20 protein-coding genes are annotated in these 17,312 nt (G+C 47.0%); 13 read left to right on the plus strand and 7 right to left on the minus strand.

The genetic code is table 11. The features are described from left to right. Positions 1 to 185: 185 nt before the first annotated feature. Entirely contained in the window at positions 186 to 1,247 is a 1,062-nt protein-coding gene (gene aroG / locus L9G74_RS07435) for a 3-deoxy-7-phosphoheptulonate synthase AroG (protein WP_238895668.1), read from the plus strand. A gap of 32 nt (positions 1,248 to 1,279) precedes the next feature. On the opposite strand, the gene L9G74_RS07440 is transcribed toward aroG, so the two are convergent. Beyond that, positions 1,280 to 1,465, minus strand: coding sequence for a hypothetical protein (locus L9G74_RS07440; RefSeq protein ID WP_238895669.1), 186 nt, complete (start codon positions 1,463 to 1,465; stop codon positions 1,280 to 1,282). Between the two features lie 299 nt (positions 1,466 to 1,764). On the opposite strand from L9G74_RS07440, the gene L9G74_RS07445 reads away from it, so the two are divergent. Further along, on the plus strand, positions 1,765 to 2,034 hold the full coding sequence (locus tag L9G74_RS07445; protein ID WP_238895670.1) for a hypothetical protein: 270 nt from the start codon (positions 1,765 to 1,767) through the stop codon (positions 2,032 to 2,034). A 14-nt stretch (positions 2,035 to 2,048) separates the two neighbouring features. Here L9G74_RS07445 and L9G74_RS22385 read toward each other — a convergent pair whose 3' ends face one another. Both L9G74_RS22385 and L9G74_RS07455 read right to left on the minus strand, forming a co-directional pair. Then, on the minus strand, positions 2,049 to 2,183 hold the full coding sequence (locus tag L9G74_RS22385; RefSeq protein WP_326521507.1) for a hypothetical protein: 135 nt from the start codon (positions 2,181 to 2,183) through the stop codon (positions 2,049 to 2,051). A 174-nt stretch (positions 2,184 to 2,357) separates the two neighbouring features. After that, positions 2,358 to 3,848: an FMN-binding glutamate synthase family protein gene (locus tag L9G74_RS07455; protein ID WP_238895672.1), complete on the minus strand. Its 1,491-nt coding sequence runs from the start codon at positions 3,846 to 3,848 to the stop codon at positions 2,358 to 2,360. A gap of 146 nt (positions 3,849 to 3,994) precedes the next feature. On the opposite strand from L9G74_RS07455, the gene L9G74_RS07460 reads away from it, so the two are divergent. Together L9G74_RS07460 and L9G74_RS07465 are read left to right on the plus strand one after the other, a co-directional pair. Further along, positions 3,995 to 4,609: a DUF5610 domain-containing protein gene (locus L9G74_RS07460; protein ID WP_238895673.1), complete on the plus strand. Its 615-nt coding sequence runs from the start codon at positions 3,995 to 3,997 to the stop codon at positions 4,607 to 4,609. Between the two features lie 380 nt (positions 4,610 to 4,989). After that, positions 4,990 to 5,925 carry a Dyp-type peroxidase gene (locus L9G74_RS07465; RefSeq protein WP_238895674.1) on the plus strand — a complete coding sequence of 312 codons (936 nt, stop codon included), beginning with the start codon at positions 4,990 to 4,992 and terminating at the stop codon, positions 5,923 to 5,925. A gap of 132 nt (positions 5,926 to 6,057) precedes the next feature. On the opposite strand, the gene argR is transcribed toward L9G74_RS07465, so the two are convergent. Further along, positions 6,058 to 6,528, minus strand: coding sequence for a transcriptional regulator ArgR (gene argR, locus L9G74_RS07470; protein WP_238895675.1), 471 nt, complete (start codon positions 6,526 to 6,528; stop codon positions 6,058 to 6,060). 273 nt (positions 6,529 to 6,801) lie between these two features. Here argR and mdh point away from each other — a divergent pair, with 273 nt between their 5' ends. Beyond that, entirely contained in the window at positions 6,802 to 7,737 is a 936-nt protein-coding gene (gene mdh / locus L9G74_RS07475) for a malate dehydrogenase (protein WP_238895676.1), read from the plus strand. Positions 7,738 to 7,811: 74 nt separating this feature from the next. Here mdh and ispB read toward each other — a convergent pair whose 3' ends face one another. Then, positions 7,812 to 8,783, minus strand: a complete 972-nt coding sequence (gene ispB / locus L9G74_RS07480; RefSeq protein ID WP_238895677.1) for an octaprenyl diphosphate synthase — start codon at positions 8,781 to 8,783, stop codon at positions 7,812 to 7,814. A 270-nt stretch (positions 8,784 to 9,053) separates the two neighbouring features. Here ispB and rplU point away from each other — a divergent pair, with 270 nt between their 5' ends. The 7 genes from rplU to L9G74_RS07515 all read left to right on the plus strand — a co-directional run bounded on the left by rplU (position 9,054) and on the right by L9G74_RS07515 (position 13,141). After that, positions 9,054 to 9,365 (plus strand): 50S ribosomal protein L21, encoded by a 312-nt coding sequence (gene rplU / locus L9G74_RS07485; protein ID WP_238895678.1) that lies wholly within the window; start codon positions 9,054 to 9,056, stop codon positions 9,363 to 9,365. 14 nt (positions 9,366 to 9,379) lie between these two features. Next, positions 9,380 to 9,634 (plus strand): 50S ribosomal protein L27, encoded by a 255-nt coding sequence (gene rpmA, locus L9G74_RS07490; protein WP_011760936.1) that lies wholly within the window; start codon positions 9,380 to 9,382, stop codon positions 9,632 to 9,634. Between the two features lie 127 nt (positions 9,635 to 9,761). Further along, the gene (gene cgtA, locus L9G74_RS07495; RefSeq protein ID WP_238895679.1) at positions 9,762 to 10,928 is read left to right on the plus strand and encodes an Obg family GTPase CgtA; all 1,167 of its coding nucleotides are present in this window, start codon (positions 9,762 to 9,764) and stop codon (positions 10,926 to 10,928) included. Positions 10,929 to 10,953: 25 nt separating this feature from the next. Continuing rightward, positions 10,954 to 11,712, plus strand: coding sequence for a threonine/serine exporter family protein (locus tag L9G74_RS07500; RefSeq protein WP_238895680.1), 759 nt, complete (start codon positions 10,954 to 10,956; stop codon positions 11,710 to 11,712). Beyond that, positions 11,709 to 12,179, plus strand: coding sequence for a threonine/serine exporter family protein (locus L9G74_RS07505; RefSeq protein ID WP_238895681.1), 471 nt, complete (start codon positions 11,709 to 11,711; stop codon positions 12,177 to 12,179). The genes L9G74_RS07500 and L9G74_RS07505 overlap by 4 nt, the downstream gene beginning before the upstream one ends. Positions 12,180 to 12,191: 12 nt before the next feature. Further along, positions 12,192 to 12,674 (plus strand): type 3 dihydrofolate reductase, encoded by a 483-nt coding sequence (gene folA / locus L9G74_RS07510; RefSeq protein WP_238895682.1) that lies wholly within the window; start codon positions 12,192 to 12,194, stop codon positions 12,672 to 12,674. Positions 12,675 to 12,751: 77 nt separating this feature from the next. Continuing rightward, entirely contained in the window at positions 12,752 to 13,141 is a 390-nt protein-coding gene (locus tag L9G74_RS07515) for a DUF3718 domain-containing protein (RefSeq protein ID WP_238895955.1), read from the plus strand. A 65-nt stretch (positions 13,142 to 13,206) separates the two neighbouring features. Here the strand turns inward: L9G74_RS07515 and L9G74_RS07520 are convergent, their stop codons facing one another. Next, positions 13,207 to 13,863 carry an AhpA/YtjB family protein gene (locus L9G74_RS07520; protein ID WP_238895683.1) on the minus strand — a complete coding sequence of 219 codons (657 nt, stop codon included), beginning with the start codon at positions 13,861 to 13,863 and terminating at the stop codon, positions 13,207 to 13,209. Between the two features lie 80 nt (positions 13,864 to 13,943). Here L9G74_RS07520 and serB point away from each other — a divergent pair, with 80 nt between their 5' ends. Next, positions 13,944 to 14,912, plus strand: coding sequence for a phosphoserine phosphatase SerB (gene serB / locus L9G74_RS07525; RefSeq protein ID WP_238895684.1), 969 nt, complete (start codon positions 13,944 to 13,946; stop codon positions 14,910 to 14,912). Between the two features lie 16 nt (positions 14,913 to 14,928). On the opposite strand, the gene L9G74_RS07530 is transcribed toward serB, so the two are convergent. Further along, on the minus strand, positions 14,929 to 17,307 hold the full coding sequence (locus L9G74_RS07530) for a PilZ domain-containing protein (protein ID WP_238895685.1): 2,379 nt from the start codon (positions 17,305 to 17,307) through the stop codon (positions 14,929 to 14,931). Between the last annotated feature and the right edge of the window lie 5 nt (positions 17,308 to 17,312).

A 17,312-nucleotide genomic window follows, 5' to 3' on the forward strand; every position in this document is an offset into this window, starting at 1 on the left:
TAACCTAAAAAATCACCATTATTTAGCTATGGTGCTTATGATTTTTTAATAAAAAAGCGGTTTTTATTGGTGGATTTACTTGTGTGAACTGTGATTTAATAAATTTTATTCAATATATTCACTGAATCGCTTGAAAGCCTAATTTTAGCTTTCGTTTGTGTTGAATGTCAGAGGCTCACAAAAACATGTTGTACCAGAATGATGATATAAGAATTAATGAAGTTAAAGAGTTATTACCACCTATTGCCATTCTGGAGCGATTTCCGGCGACTGCTGCAGCATCTGAAACGGTGTTTAATTCCCGTAAGAGTATTCACAATATTCTGAAAGGGGTTGATGACCGTTTATTAGTGATTATTGGGCCGTGTTCAATCCATGATCCAGCATCTGCATTGGAATACGGGCGTCGTCTGAGTGTGTTGCGCGAGAAGTACCAAGATCAGCTAGAAGTGGTGATGCGAGTCTATTTTGAAAAACCACGTACTACGGTGGGTTGGAAAGGGCTGATCAACGACCCCTACATGGATAAGAGCTTCGACATCAACGATGGCTTACGCAAAGCTCGCCGCTTGCTGTTAGAAGTGAACGATGCCGGCATGCCAACTGCGGGTGAATTTCTCGATATGATTACACCGCAATACTTAGCGGACTTAATGTGTTGGGGAGCCATTGGTGCGAGAACGACTGAGTCGCAAGTGCATCGCGAGCTGGCATCTGGTTTATCTTGCCCCGTAGGCTTTAAAAATGGCACCGACGGCAATGTAAAAATTGCGATTGACGCGATTGGCGCTGCGAGTGCGTCACACTATTTCTTGTCAGTGACTAAGTTTGGTCACTCAGCGATTGTTTCGACGAAAGGTAATCAAGACTGCCACATTATTTTACGTGGTGGCAAAGCGCCTAACTACAGTGAGACTCATGTACAAGAAACCAGTGCTAAGCTGAAAAAGGCGGGGTTACGGCCGAATATTATGATTGATTTCAGCCACGCTAATTCGAACAAAGATTACAAACGTCAGCTCGTGGTTGCCGAAGATATTCAGCAACAGATGGCGAAAGGTGAAACAGCCATTTTCGGCATCATGGTTGAGAGTCATTTGATCGAAGGTCGGCAAGATATGCAGCCGGGTGAGCCGTTACGTTATGGTCAAAGTATTACTGATGCGTGTCTTGGCTGGGAAGATACCGAAACGTTATTGGCGATGATGAATGATGCGGTGCTTGCTCGTCGACAAGCGACCAAGTAAATCAAGCTGAAGATAAAAAAGCAAAGGCGCCTTTAAGGTGCCTTTGTTGTTTGTAGCTGTTGGTGAACATAATCATTTGCTTTGGCGAGGCTGCCAAAGCAGTTTATAAGATTATTTTTACCTTTCTCGCGGATCTCGGGTGTATTGGATTCCACCATCATCCAAACCCATGTTTGTACGAGCGGGAGAGGTGGGTATTTTGTTTGCGTATCCGGCATATAAGAACCTTGTTAACTTTTATTGTTACAGACTCACGCCCAGTTTCCTCGTTCGTGTTATCACTCCATTGTCTCGTCTGCGGCGATAGATTAGCAAAGAATTTGCGCCACGATAACCCAGAGAATGGCGTTATATTCAAAAAATATGACAGTTTATTTCGATTGGGGATCAACAACAGCAGCATCTCTAAAATAACCTATTGTTGAAAGAATGTTATCACGAGTTAGATTCAGTACTGATTCAGCATCGGCTATTTAGTATGAATTCGTGGTAAATGGTGAATATCAGGAGGATACACATGGAAAACATCTCTTTGTTAGTGAGCCTAGAAGGAACACAACATCAGGTCACTACCGACTGGCGTAGTTTGGCGGCTACGTTGGAAAAGCGCGGCGTTGATGTTCTTGCACTGAATAAACTGCACACAGAACTTCGGGCTGGGTTAATTGTTACAACACGTGGTTTAACGTTAGCGATGAAATCTGAGAAGAAGTTGGGTGGGATTAATTATGAAGCACTCTACGCATCGCTGAGTAAAGAAAAGAAATTCGAAAACCATCCGCAATAATAGCGGATGGTTTTTTATTTGCCTTGAGAAGGTTCTTTCTCCCAGCCGTCACAAAGTAAGTGTTTGCAGTTGTCTGCCTCATTCATCGGCGTTAGAGCTGTTATTTTGCCGCCGCGATAACACAACAGTTCACCTTCAATTTCAATCATACGATTGCAGCTTCTGCAGCTAAAGGATGTCTCTTTGACGTGCTCTGCGTTGGGCGTCTGACTCGCGTATGTAGGCTTCATTCTCGTTCCTTGAATACTTCGTCACGTGACTTTAGACGTGCATAGTATCATTTTTGTGAGGTGGCGCACAATGTAGAGCGGCGTCAGATATTGCTAACGCTCCAGATGTCTATAACTGTCATCTAACGCTTGGGTGAATCCCGTCTCAGTAACGATGCGAATATGCCTTGGCGATAGCTCTCGAGGATCATGAATGCCACACGTGTGTGCCAACATGCCCAAGTCATGATGCAGTGCATGATGATAGTTGGCGACTCGTACCGACTTATCGCGCGGATCGAGCCCTTGTTGTAAGCGCTTATTGTGCGTTGTTATCCCTGTTGGACAGGTGTCTTTATTACATTGCATTGCTTGAATACAGCCTAAAGCGAACAAATTACCTCGTGCAGATGCGATAAAATCGGCGCCTAAGGCGAGTGCCCAAGCGATACGAGAAGGTGTGATCAATTTGCCTGAGGCGATGACTTTTATACGATGCTTGAGCCCATTCTGTTTTAACAGTGCGACCACAATCGGCAGACTCTCCTTGAGTGGCAGGCCAACGTAATCCATCAAAGGTTGTGGTGCCGCACCGGTACCGCCCTCGGCACCATCAATGGTGATGAAATCAGGTGCAGATGCTTCGCCGCGATGGTTTATTTCGGCAAAGAATGATTGCAGCCATTGCTGTTCGCCCAGCACGAACTTAATGCCAACAGGTTTTCCTGTGACTTTGCGTACCGTATTGATCATATCGACAATATCGCTGACGCTCTGAAACTCGATATGTCCATTAGGACTGATCGAATCCTCACCTACGGGGATCCCACGGATCTGCGCAATCTCTTCGGTCACTTTCACTCCCGGAAGAATGCCGCCTTTACCGGGTTTCGCCCCTTGGCTCATCTTTATTTCAAACATTTTTACTTGCGGGTAGTTCGCCAACTGTTTCAGCTTGGCATGATCGAGATGGCCTTTGCTATTTCTAACGCCGTATTTAGCGGTGCCAATTTGAAACACTAAATCGCAGTTGCCTTTTAAATGGTATGGGCTGAGACCACCTTCACCGGTATTTAGCCAGCAGCCCGCCATGGCGGCACCGTGAGATAAGGCGGTGATGGCTGGGCGAGACAGGGCGCCGAAGCTCATGGCTGAAATATGGCAGATGCGGTCGGTACTGTAAGGCTGTGGGCAATCAGGGCCGATGGTCAGCGTTGATGGCGGCACACTCTCTTCGTCGACATTGGGAAATGCTGTATTGAGAAAAATGATACTGCCATTAGCTTCAAGTGGTCGTGTCGAGCCAAAGGCAATAGTGCGGTCGACATTTTTGGCGGCGCGATATACCCAACTTCTTTCTGAACGATTAAATGGTAGCTCCTCACGATCCATGGCGAAGAAATACTGCCTGAAGAATTCGCCCTGTTTTTCGAAAAAATAGCGAAATCGACCAACAATCGGGTAGTTGTGTCTTACTGCTTGTTTGGTCTGCCAGCGGTCGGCGATATACATGTAAACCAATAGCAGCAATACACAGCCAATTACGATCAAGAATAAACTTGAAAACAGCTCCAACCCCAAGATGAACCAGTTGCTATCTGCCATGCGGCTTCCTTCTATTATGCTATCGACGAAAAATTGTTCTCTGCCATCATACGCATGCCATGCTGCTTTACTAAACTGGATATAAGGCTAAAGTTGTGCAAAAAATGGCCGATAACGAATTGGGTATGAGTCATTGGGTGCTTATTATGGATATTCAAAATCACGGCTATCAGGTGTCACAAGTAGCAAAAGATAAGACGGCAACGGTGGATGGCAACCACGGTAAGGCGGTGTCGGAGGTCGCAAGCAACAAAAGTAGCTACGCGCAGGGGCAGCAACTGAAAAATGCGGCAATTCTTGCGGCACAGGAAGATGTGGCGATCAGCTCTGGCGATCAGTCGCTGGCCTTGCTGTACCGTACCGCGTTGGAGGCGATCAATGAAGAGTTAGCGCCTTATATGGGTAATAACGCTGTACAAAATAGCGTTGCTACTGGCATGGATTATTCGCCGGAAGCGACGGCAGGCCGAATTGTCGATTTCGCCACCCAGTTTTTTTCAGTTTATCAGCAACAGAACCGCGGTTTAGCATTTGAAGATCAGCTTAATGGTTTTATGAATATCATTGGCGGTGCAATTGACCAAGGTTTTGGCGAGGCCAAAGATATTCTCGACCGATTACAGGTACTCAACGGGGATGTTGCCGCTGGCGTCGATGAAACCTATCAACATGTGCAATCTGGGCTACAAGCGTTTTACGAGCGAATGTTGCCGCCGAAGGACAGCGAAACCGAGGCGACTAGCTCCACAGATGCACAATAGCGTTGCTCCTTGCTTAACCCTCTGGTCGCCAATCACCACCGCTATCTTTGGATACAGTGGTCGGGATTGGCGATATCGCCTTATTGCTTGCCTAATTTTGGTCGATATTGATAACAGCTTTACAGCAACAGAGTTGAATTTTTGAGCAAATTGCCAGATGCTCCATTAATCAACATTCATCGCCTTCGAGATTATGGCCGACATGCATGATGTTATGAGCGTGCCGTTTGCTTATGTGGTGATCATTAATGTCACCGCCTTACCGATAAATTTATGCTAACTTGTTTATAAATTTATAATTAATCTGCAGTGATCGATTAACTTTTTGCTCAAGAAGCGGATAATGTTGCCGAATTAAGTTCAGATTAAAAGGTAGCTTGATGGATATGCTCGATATGCCACGTGAACAACTGGGAGTGTGTGCCGAAGGAAATCTGCACAGCGTCTATTTAATGTTTAATGCCGTAGAAGGTGCCGAAGCTCAGCTACGGCCATGTTTGGCTAGTATTGCTCAACACATCTATGACCTTGCCGATCAATACGCTGACAGCGCATTTAATGGCTTTATTGCCATCGGTGCTAACTTCTGGGACAGCTTATATGCTGGCGAACGTCCAGCGCTGTTACGACCATTTCCAGCAATGGAAGAGGGCAATCGTGATGCACCCGCGATTGAATATGATCTGTTCGTGCAGTTGCGTTGTGATCGTTTAGATATCCTCCATCTGGTTGCCAACGAAGTCTACGATATGTTGGAAGATGTGGCAGAGTTGCAGGATGAAGAACGCGGCTTCCGTTACATGGACAGCCGAGATTTGACTGGGTTTGTCGATGGCACTGAAAATCCTAAAGGCCGCCATCGTCAAGAGGTTGCCTTGGTTGGTGATGAAGACTATGCGTTTCGCAGCGGTAGTTATATTCACGTGCAAAAGTACGTGCATAATCTGCGCAAGTGGCAACGTGTACCGATGAAAAAGCAGGAAGATATTATTGGCCGCACCAAGCTAGATAATATTGAATATGCTTCTGCAGATAAGCCGTTAACCAGTCATATCAAGCGGGTGAATCTTAAAGATGAACAGGGCGCATCAATGGAGATCCTGCGGCAAAGCATGCCGTATGGCTCGTTGAAACAGCAAGGTTTGATGTTTATCTCTACCTGCAAAACGCCGGTGCATTTTGAAAAAATGCTGGCGAGCATGATCCATAGTGATAGCGCGGGCAATCATGATCACATGCTGCATTTTACCCAAGCGGTGAGTGGCTCCTCCTTTTTTGCGCCATCGTTGGATTTTCTTATCCAGTATGATGATTAACAGCGGCTGATATGCAGTTGCATGTTTTGCCGCTGACAGCGGGGCGTTAAAAGGGAGATGCCGTTACTCGCTACTCATTGCCTTTAAATAAAAAACGCACTTGAAGTGCGTTTTTTATTAGGCGTTTCGTAATTACTCAGAGTAATTGAATAGCGATTTTACCGTCTCCAGCGTGTCATCAATGCTTTTGATATTCGCCGGGCAGATGAAAATCGTGTCATCCCCGGCAATGGTACCGAGAATGCCTTCAGGTTTGCCGATAGAATCGAGCAGACGTGCAATCAACTGAGCGGCGCCGGGGCTGGTACGCACCACAATCATGGCTTGGTTATGGTCAACATCCAATACCAAATTCTTAAGTGGGCTACCGGCGGTTGGCACGCCTAATTCAGCGGGCAAGCAGTAAACCATCTCTTGTTTAGCATTGCGGGTACGCACTGCGCCAAACTTGCTCAGCATACGTGATACTTTGGATTGGTTCACGTTGCCGAAACCTTCGGTTTGAAGTGCGTTAACTATTTCACCCTGAGAACCGAACCGCTCTTCTTTGAGTAGTGCTTTGAATGTCTTAATCAGATCATCCTGGCTTTTTGCTGTTTTCATTATATCTGTTCCAGGTATTCATTAAATCGCGCCAATACTGCATACAGCTGGAAGCTAAGTCAACTTCCACGCATTCACAGTGAATAAAAATGCATTATGCCACTGTAAGCTTTTATAAACATCCTGATTTGTAACTATTGAACTTTTAAATTCATGGAGCCAATCATGTGACTAAGGGATAATTGATATTTTTGTGATCGTAGCCTAAATTTTCTCCTGCCTAAAGTTGGATCTGGCTCACAAAAAAGTCCGATAATTGACGGAGTAAGACATATGAAAGTTGCTGTTCTTGGTGCTGCCGGTGGAATTGGTCAGGCGCTCGCCCTTTTACTGAAAACTCAATTGCCTGCTGGTTCTCAGTTATCTCTATATGATATTGCGCCAGTGACTCCAGGTGTTGCGGTTGATCTTAGCCATATCCCAACCGCTGTGGATGTAAAAGGCTTTGCTGGGGAAGATCCTACTCCTGCACTAGAAGGCGCTGATGTTGTTTTGATTTCTGCCGGGGTAGCACGTAAGCCGGGAATGGATCGTTCCGATCTATTTAATATTAATGCAGGGATTGTGCGTAACCTTATCGAAAAGGTTGCCGTGACTTGTCCGAAAGCGCTCGTTGGTGTGATTACCAACCCAGTAAATACCACTGTTGCTATTGCTGCCGAAGTACTGAAAAAAGCCGGTGTGTATGACAAGAATCGTTTATTTGGGGTAACCACCCTAGATGTGATCCGTTCAGAAACCTTTGTGGCTGAATTAAAAGGTAAGAACGTTGCCGACGTTAAAGTGAACGTGATTGGTGGTCACAGTGGCGTGACGATTTTACCGCTGTTATCACAAATTGACGGCGTGTCCTTTACCGAAGACGAAGTGGCTGCGTTAACGAAACGTATTCAAAATGCCGGTACTGAAGTGGTAGAAGCGAAAGCCGGTGGCGGCAGTGCAACATTGTCGATGGGCCAAGCGGCGTGTCGTTTTGGATTATCGTTGGTGCGCGCGCTTAATGGCGAAAGCAATGTGGTTGAATGTGCCTATGTTGATGGTGGTAGCGAGCATGCGGCGCTGTTTGCTCAGCCAGTGCTGCTTGGCAAGAATGGTATCGAAAAAGTGCTGCCTTATGGTGAGCTGAGTGCCTTTGAAGCCCAAGCTCGTGACAGTATGTTAGATACGCTGAAGGCAGATATCCAATTGGGTGTGGACTTCGTTAAATAGACGGACAGTTTACTAACCATAGATACAAAAATGCGGAGCTAGGCTCCGCATTTTTTATGGGTATCATGCAACGATTAGTGGGTGCGAGATACTGAGATTTTCGCCAGTGCGATCAGTGCTTGTTTGAAGTCACTTTCGGGGATTGGTGCTAATGCAGCAATCGCTCGCTCAGATTCTTCAAGGGCACGTTGGTAGGTATAATCCAACGCACCACAATCATGCAGCGCTGCAACGATGGTATCGATTTGGTCAGTACCGTCACCTTGCTCAATCGCGGTGCGGATAATCTGCTGCGCAGTCGCATCACCATGAGATATGGCATAAATCAGTGGCAGCGTTGGTTTGCCTTCTGCTAAGTCATCACCGATATTTTTACCTAGCTCTTCAGTATCGGCAGTGTAATCGAGAAGATCATCGATTAGCTGGAAGGCGGTACCAAGGTATTTACCGTAATCAGCCATGGCTTGTTCGATTTTACTGTCACATCCCGCTACAACAGCAGCGAGTTGGGTAGCAGCTTCAAACAACTTAGCGGTTTTACAGTAGATAACCCGCATGTAGGTTTCTTCTTTGGTATCTGGGTCGTTGCAGTTCATTAACTGCAATACTTCCCCTTCGGCCAGCACGTTGGTAGTGTCGGCCAGTACCCGTAATACTTTCATTGACTCGAGTTCGGTCATCATTTGAAAGGAGCGGGTATAAAGGAAGTCACCTACTAATACACTGGCACTATTACCAAACAAGGCATTAGCGGTTTCTCGCCCGCGGCGCAGGGTTGATTCATCAACCACATCATCATGTAGTAAAGATGCGGTATGAATGAACTCGACAATAGCAGCGAGCTTAACGTGTAAATCACCTTGGTAATCAACCGCACGCGCCGCTAGTACCGACAGCAGCGGGCGCATGCGTTTTCCACCACCATTGATGATGTAAAAACCGAGTTGATTAATTAAGGCAACATCTGATTCAAGTTGTTTATAAATCAGTTGATTGACTGCTTGCATGTCAGCGTCGGCTAACTGACGAATTGCGGTTAAATCCATATCAGACTCTAAGTTTGACGGATAACTAGCTATCCGGATTGCTTGTTTGGCTGTGTATCTGCTGCGGGATTTTACCTAAAATCGACTGTTAAGACAGTACTTAAGCAACAGATGTGTGTAATTAACTACTGTTTTTAATATCTGTGCTAATTAGGGCTTGCCTGTGTAGGATTCTTCGCGTAGAATCCGCGCCCATTGTCATTAAAGTTTTTATGGCGCCTAGTGGTATTATATTTGCCTGGGTGCTGAGAATTTCGGAGTAAAATAGCTATGTACGCTGTTTTTCAAAGTGGTGGTAAGCAACACCGTGTTGCTGAAGGTCACACTGTACGATTAGAAAAAATTGAAGTTGCTACAGGCGAAACCATTGAGTTTGATCAGGTTCTGCTGGTTGCTAACGGTGAAGACGTTAAAGTAGGTACTCCTTTGGTTGCTGGCGGTAAAGTGGTTGCTACTGTTGTTAGCCACGGTCGCGGTGAAAAGGTTACTATCCAAAAGTTCAACCGTCGTAAACACCACGAAAAGAAAACTGGCCATCGCCAGTGGTTCACTGAAGTTAAAATCACTGCTATCAACGCTTAATAGGAGTCTGACTCATGGCACACAAAAAAGCTGGCGGTTCTACTCGTAACGGCCGCGATTCAGAAAGTAAACGTCTTGGTGTTAAGCGCTTTGGCGGTGAATCTGTACTTGCTGGTAACATCATCGTTCGTCAACGTGGTACTAAATTCCACGCTGGTGTAAACGTAGGTATTGGTCGTGACCATACCCTGTTTGCCCTGACTGACGGCAAAGTGAAGTTCGAAGTTAAAGGTCCTAACAACCGTAAATTCGTAAGCATCGAAGATTAAGGTTTAGTTCCTTTAGTACTTAAGCCCCGCCATTGGTGGGGCTTTTGTTTTATAAGAATGGTTGTTTTGGCAGCTACTCACAGGGCACTATATAATTTGTCCGGTACAACGGCGGCCAGGAGAATGTATGAAGTTTGTTGATGAGGCAGTGATCCGCGTTGAAGCGGGTGACGGCGGTAACGGTTGTGTCAGCTTCCGTCGCGAGAAATATCTTCCAGATGGTGGCCCAGATGGTGGTGACGGTGGCGACGGCGGTAGCGTCTACCTGCTTGCCGATGAAAACCTAAACACCTTGATTGACTATCGCTTTGAGCGTTTTCATGCTGCTGAGCGTGGTGAGAATGGTCGTAGCCGCGACTGTACTGGCCATAGTGGTGGCGACTTGGTTCTACGTGTACCTGTTGGTACGCGCGCCGTTGATGAAGATACGGATGAAGTGCTGGGTGACTTAACCACTCACGGCCAAAAGATGTTGGTGGCTAAAGGTGGTTTTCATGGTCTAGGTAATACTCGTTTTAAGAGTAGTACCAACCGAGCGCCACGCCAAAAAACCATGGGCACACCAGGTGAAGTACGCAGCTTGCGCTTAGAGCTGTTACTGTTGGCTGACGTAGGTTTGTTAGGCATGCCAAACGCCGGTAAGTCGACCTTTATTCGTGCGGTATCTCGTGCTACGCCAAAAGTGGCTGATTATCCGTTTACGACCTTAGTGCCTAACCTCGGGGTGGCTAACCCTCGTCCGGGGCAGAGCTTCGTCGTTGCCGATATTCCTGGGCTAATTGAAGGCGCTGCCGAAGGCGCTGGCCTTGGTATCCGCTTCCTCAAGCACTTAGAGCGTTGTCGTATTCTGTTGCACGTGGTGGATATTGAACCTATTGATGGTTCAAATCCGGCTGAAGCAGCAACAGCAATTGTGGCTGAACTTGAGAAATATTCACCAAAACTGGCAGCTAAGCCACGCTGGTTGGTATTTAACAAATCTGATCTGCTGCTCAAAGAAGAGCTGAACGAGAAGATTGCTCAGGTCGTCAAAGAGATCGGCTGGGAAGGTGACGTGTATACCATGTCTGCCTATACTCGCGAAGGCACCGCCGAACTGGCTGAAAAACTGTACGATTTCATCTCTAGTTTGCCAGATGATGAAATTGAGAAGGATGGCGAAGACGAGGTTGAATTCAAGTGGGATAATTACCACAAAGAAAGTGTTGAAGACCTCAACCCTGACTATGATGATGAGTTTGACGACGACTTCGACGACGACGATTACGATGTTGAGGTTATTTATCAACGCTGATAACTAAGTGAGAGCCTGACTTCCTGTGTACGCTGATACCCAAAATGATATCACCCGGCAGGTCGTCCGGGCTGCGCAGTTATTATTGGCCTATGGGGCCGAGTCTGATCTGGTTGAGGAACTCAGCCAGCGACTTGGCCGAGCCCTTGGGCTTGCCAGTGTTGAGTTATCCATTTCAGCTAACGCTTTGGTCATGACCAGCTTGGTGCATGGCCGTTGCGTTACTACCACCCGTCGTATCCGTGAACACGGTATCAATATGGCGGTGGTCTGCGAGTTACAGCGTATCTGTTTACTGGCAGAAAAAGGGCTCTACGGCCCGAATGAAGTACGCAAACGGCTTGCCCGCATTCACCCGCGTACTTATCCTCGCTGGGCACTTATTCCCACCATTGCTTTATCCTGTGCCAGCTTTTGTCACCTTTCTGGTGGCGATCTATTTGCCTGCTTAATTACTTTTCTTGCGTCGAGTGTCGGCATGTATGTGCGCTTGCTGTTGGCGGCGAGACATTTCAATGTGCTGATTAACTTTGCGGTGACGGCGTTTGTGACCACCCTCATTGCGCAATTGGGTTACTTTCAACCGATCACGGAAACACCACGTTTGGCAATGGCGGCTGCGGTGTTGATGTTGGTGCCTGGCTTTCCGATGATCAACGCTATCTCCGATATGGTGAAAGGCCATTTGAATGTGGGCATTTCGCGCTGGGGCCAGGCGACGTTAATGACGGTATCTTCTGTCATCGGTATGACCATTGCGATGCAGCTGGGAGGTTTATTGTGATGGAGCTGCTGCTGGTTTTATTGAATGATGCGTTTTTTTCAGCGATCCCTGCGGTTGGCTTTGCCATGTTGTTTAATGTGCCGCGCCGTTTTTTAGTGTTTTGTGCTATCGCTGGCTCAATCGGCCATTGCGCACGTACCATTATGATGCGAGGCGGATTACCGATCGAATGGTCCACCTTTGCCGCCGCTGCGATCATTGGCGTTATTACTATCGCCTTTGCTAAGCGCCATTTAGCGCCGCCACTGTTATACGCAGTAGCGGCGATTATCCCGATGATCCCCGGTTCATATGCCTACAATACGGTTATCGCCATTGTGCAATTAACCGCGAGCCAGTCGTTGCAGCCAGAATTACTCAATAGTGCAGTTACTAACGGATTGAAAACTATTTTTATTTTGGGAGCCTTGTCTGTTGGCTTGGCAATGCCCGCCTTAGTGTATTACCGTACACGCCCTATTATTTAACAGGATAAGCTAATGCATATCGCGATGATTGCCGCCATGGCACATAACCGAGTGATTGGAAAAGATAATCAAATGCCATGGCATCTGCCGGAAGATTTACGGCACTTTAAGGCGATGACATTGGGTAAGCCGATTATTATGGGACGTCGTACTTTTGAGTCTATTGGGCGTCCACTGCCGGGCAGAGTCAATATTGTTATCAGTCGGCAAACTGACTATCACGCTGACGGTATTACGCTGGTGTCATCGTTAAATGATGCATTGTTAGCGGCAGGGGAGGTGGAAGAGGTTGTCATCATTGGTGGCGGTCAACTTTATCGCGAAGCGTTGCCACTGGCGCAGCGTTTGTATATCACAGAAATCGATTTAGTGGTGGAGGGTGATACGACATTTCCGGAATGGGATGACGGAACTTGGACCTTAGAAAGTGAAGTGCCCGGAAAAAGTGTATCAGGATTAGTATTTTGCTTTAAAAGCTTACATAAGAAGTGTTAAATTCTGCAGGGTTTGAAAACCCTGATTAACAAAGGCTTAGGCTTTTAATAACGACAAATACATTTAAGGAGTGAATGATGCGCTTGTTTCCAGTTGCATTAGCGCTAGTTGTTGTATCCTCATCTATACTGCCTGTCTCCAAAGCTGTTGCTGAAGATTCTATTGCCGTCGGCATTTGCACCGAAGTTCAGGCCGATAATAAAATGCGTTTACGCAAAGAATTGAAAGACAATCGTTTAAAACTACGCAATATCTACGGTTCTGTTGCTTGTAACGGCGAAAGTATCTTACGTTTTGCTTATCATTCTAACGCGAACGATACCGGTGAATTCATTGCTCAACGTCTGCTGACCGATCAATTACAAGCCGCAGAAAGCGATGGTAAATCTATCCTTGATTGGGCCAATGCGAACGGTTTTGGTGATAGCCCTATTACTAAAGCAATCAAAGAACGCTTGGGTGGCTAACGCTAACTTTTAGTATCAAAATGAACGGGCTAATAGTGCAATCTATCAGCCCGTTTTTTGTGCGCTCATTTGAGGGCTGCTTCCGACGCAGCTAGCGACTGCTGTAAACGTTTACGATTGCGCTTTATGCGGGTTCGTCGGCGATCAGTGGCGGCGCGTTTGAACGATAACGCACGCGAAAGTAACAGACCGATAATCCCCGCGACGACCAGCATAATCTGTTGCTGACGCATGTTTTGCTCATGTGCGGCTTGGATTTCGTTAAAGAACAGTCGTGGATTGAGCCGAACTTCGACAAATCCTAAGTTATCGTTACCTTGAATAATTGCCTCTACATAAGGTGGGTACGGCGCTAACAGTGCCGTTAGCTGTGGATCGTCGGGGGCAAGTTCCTCTTTATTGATATCCTGCGCAAAGGATACCCGCACACCTTCTGCGTTATAAATAGTGGCCGCCATCACCTTAGGGTCTTGCACTAACGCAGATGTGAGCCACTGTAGTTGCTCATCATTTTGCAATTGTAACGCTGGCGCGGCGCCATAAGCGGTTTGCTGCACCATTAATCGCGCCATCTTTTCCGTTTGATTCTTTAGAAGCTGCTGGCCTTGTAGTAGGCTGGTCTGCCACAATTGCACCAAGGCGACAATTAACACAATTGCCAGTGCTATTTGCAGCAAACGTATGATGGTTTGCGTCGCTTTAAGGCCTTTAAATAATAACACTTTGTACCTTAGTTAACTGCTGGTGGTTTGTTAATCATAATGGATAATCACGCCAGCGCACAGCCGGAGATATTTAGAGTATGGTCGCAGCATTTTCCCACTTAACACGGATATCCCACGAAGGGCTTGATTGCTTTGCAGCAGAAGGCCATCAATGGCGTATTCATGATGAAGGAGAGTTTGCTACCGCTGCTCGATTACGCTTAGTGTTCGAGGCCGCATCTGAGCCTGCTGTGGTAAAGCTGTTGGCGACATTACCTATTGCCAGTATGGCGCAATTAGTGCGTCAGCAATCGCTGCTGGGGTTGGAGTTAGTGCTAGTGAATCCCCTTTCCGCGGCACAGCAACAAAGTGTTACTGCATTAAGCAACGTTGAAGTGTTGCCGATTGCAGAACATCAGCATTTGCCCTTGTTACGCACGCCGGGACTGTTGGTGATGGATATGGACTCCACCGCGATCCAGATTGAGTGTATCGACGAGTTAGCCGCTGCTGCGGGTGTGGGACAAGAGGTTGCTGCTGTCACCGAGCGAGCGATGCAAGGCGAGCTAGATTTTGAGCAAAGCTTACGGGCGCGTGTGGCAAAGTTAGCTGGTGCGCCAAGCCGTATTATCGACGAACTCTGTGAACGCCTGCCATTAAGCCCAGGGCTGGAGCCCATGATTGCTGAACTGCAACAGTACCAGTGGCGCACAGTGGTGGCCTCTGGCGGATTCACGCCGTTTGTCGGCCATCTCAAGCAGCTACTCACTTTAGATGCTGCCTACGCTAATGAATTGGTACTGAAAGATGAGCAGTTCACCGGTGAGGTGACTGGGACGATTGTCGATGCACAATTTAAAGCTGATACCGTGACTCACTGTGCTAAACAGTGGCAAATCGCAGCGCCGCAAACCGTAGCCATTGGCGATGGCGCTAATGATATTCCGATGGTTGCCACCGCCGCTTTTGGTATTGCCTATCATGCAAAACCTAAATTGGCGGCTGCGGCTGATGCGAGCATCAAACAACTGAACTTAGCGGTGTTGCCTTATTTTCTGCAAGCCTAGCCGCTCTAGGTGGGGGTTATGAGTGTAGCTCGGGGTAGCGCCACGGGACTTCGGCGGAAATATCGGTGATCTCGCCAATGCCGATAATACGCCACAACATCTGCTCAAGTTGTTTTTCACGATGAGCAGCATGAATGCGTATATAGGCTAATTCGCGTTGTAGATATGACATATCGGGCTTGCCTGTGGCGGCTCGATAGATCTTAAATGCGACAAACTCGCCGATAAGTTGTGCCTGCTTAATGTAGGCAATCTCTTCATCAATGCTGCTAAACTCGTGAGCATATTTGCAGCGGATAAGTTGTGGCTGTTGATTCATGTTGACCGCTACGGCAAACAACTCAACATGCTTGGTATTCTGCTGCGGTGTCATCTGCCGAATAGGGGCAACGATCTCTTGTCTGAGGTGACCGCCGCTGAATAATGGCGACAGATCAAACAGCAGTTTACGCTCGCGGTCACAGGCAAATCTGTCACTGATAGGGTCACGTTGCATGCCAATACCGATACAGGCTATTTGAAACGAACTACTGGTTTTCTCTACCATAAATGGCACTGAATTTAAGTGTCTCACCAGTTGGTTCTTCAACCCGTCAGCCAGTTCTTTCGCTTCAATATTGTGCTCGGCTAATTGGGATAATTTTTCACGATTGTGAATAATCAGACGGTTAAGAAAATCCACGCCAGTATGGATATCATGACCAATCACCGCACATAGATGTAAGGTTTTGCCCTCTTTGCGCTGTTTAACCAGTCGATAGGCCAAGGCCTGCAGCTTAGTTTTAGGCGATAGTTCCTGTAATTTCGGAAAACTGACGGTAAACTCTTTTGTGCTTTCAAAGTCGTTCAGGTCATTCAGATCGAGTTGTAAGCCACGGCTCGAAATGTCATGAGTTATTCCGCTGATCTCCTTTCCATCCTGCAATAAGGTCACCTGTGTTTTGAATGCGTAACGCGGTTCTTGGCGCCGTTCACTGAATTGTAGTGATACCGGATGCACACAAGTGCGAGTTAATTTGGTTTGCCCGAAGCGCTTTAACTCGTTGACCTTATCGTTTGTTTGCCAGCGTTGATAACGCTGTTGGGCGCTAGCAGAGGTGCAATCAAACAGCTGCACGATATGGCTGTAGTGCGCTAGTTGCTGCTCAGTAAGTGCTGAGTAGGTGAGATCATCCCCCGGTAAAATCGATGCTTTGTAGCTTTGGTTGTGATCAATCGGATTGACATATAAACGATAAACATGCCAATTGGATTTACTGGCGCCGTAGCTAAGAAATAGCGCGAGCAGATCGTGTTGCTGTAGCTCTGCCAGTGATGCTGAGTAAAAAAATACACTGTTATTAATCTGGTAGGTAAAGCTGAAAAACAGCGTGTGCGCCAGTTCATCAGGATGATTGATTGCCGCTTGCAACCGCTCGCTGGTTAGCATAGCAGGCAGTTGGTTGATCTCTTGTTCGTCCACAAAATGGTGCAGCAAACGTTGGTTGTCGCGTGTGAGTAGCAAGGTATTGATACGATATTGCTGTTCATCATCGCGTTCAACAAACAGTGGCAAGTGGGGATAATGGGGCAGATAATGGCGCTCAAAGCCCATGCCACTGGCATTGACTAGCACATCGTTAATATCCACTTTGTAGCGAAATTTAAAGCCGCGAATGAGGTTTGCCAACATCTCCGCCAGTTTTTGGCTGCCACTGATACGCTTCAAACGCAAAATGCAGTCATCGCCTTTGGTTTGCGCATCGGCGACCTGATATTCCACCCCTTGTTGCAGATCTTCAAAATAGAACTCATCCCCCAGCTCACTGAGTTTGACTAACAATGGTTGGTTGAGATTAAAGTTATGCTCTGCAGGCAGTTTAATGCGCGCACCGCTGACGGACAGATCTAAGGTGGAACCGACTAATTCGCGCCGCTGCGGCTGCGACACCAAAATCTTGATGCTGTAGTTCATGCGTTCTTCGGTGCGGCGAATGTAATTGCCCAGAATGACGCCGGGGACTTTGAACTGCTCGTCTACTTGTTCAACTTCATTGGGGAGCGAACGTTGTCTACGTCGGCGTTCTTGATGCATGTTGATCACATGCTCATACACGCCCATCGTGTAGTTGTTGCGATAGAGGGCAAGGGCCGTTTCAAAGTCTTGTCTGGCGGCTTCATCGAGAAAATGGCGTTGTTCGCCAAAATTCACTTCAAAGCAGGGACTGTCGGACTTATCACGTAGATCGATGAGGCGCAGGCACGGGGAAGCGAGACGATTAACTTCCATCTTAAGCAGAAAACGGGTCGAGTTAGATTCTTTAGCCGTGAGTTTGCTAAAAATCTCGTCAAAATTCGGCTCCATCATCATGGGCTTAAGTTGTTCAATCAGATTCGCGTTCGCTTCCGAATTCATCGAGT

It is taken from the genome of Shewanella electrica, assembly GCF_022321485.1.
In the GTDB taxonomy this organism is placed as follows: domain Bacteria; phylum Pseudomonadota; class Gammaproteobacteria; order Enterobacterales; family Shewanellaceae; genus Shewanella; species Shewanella electrica.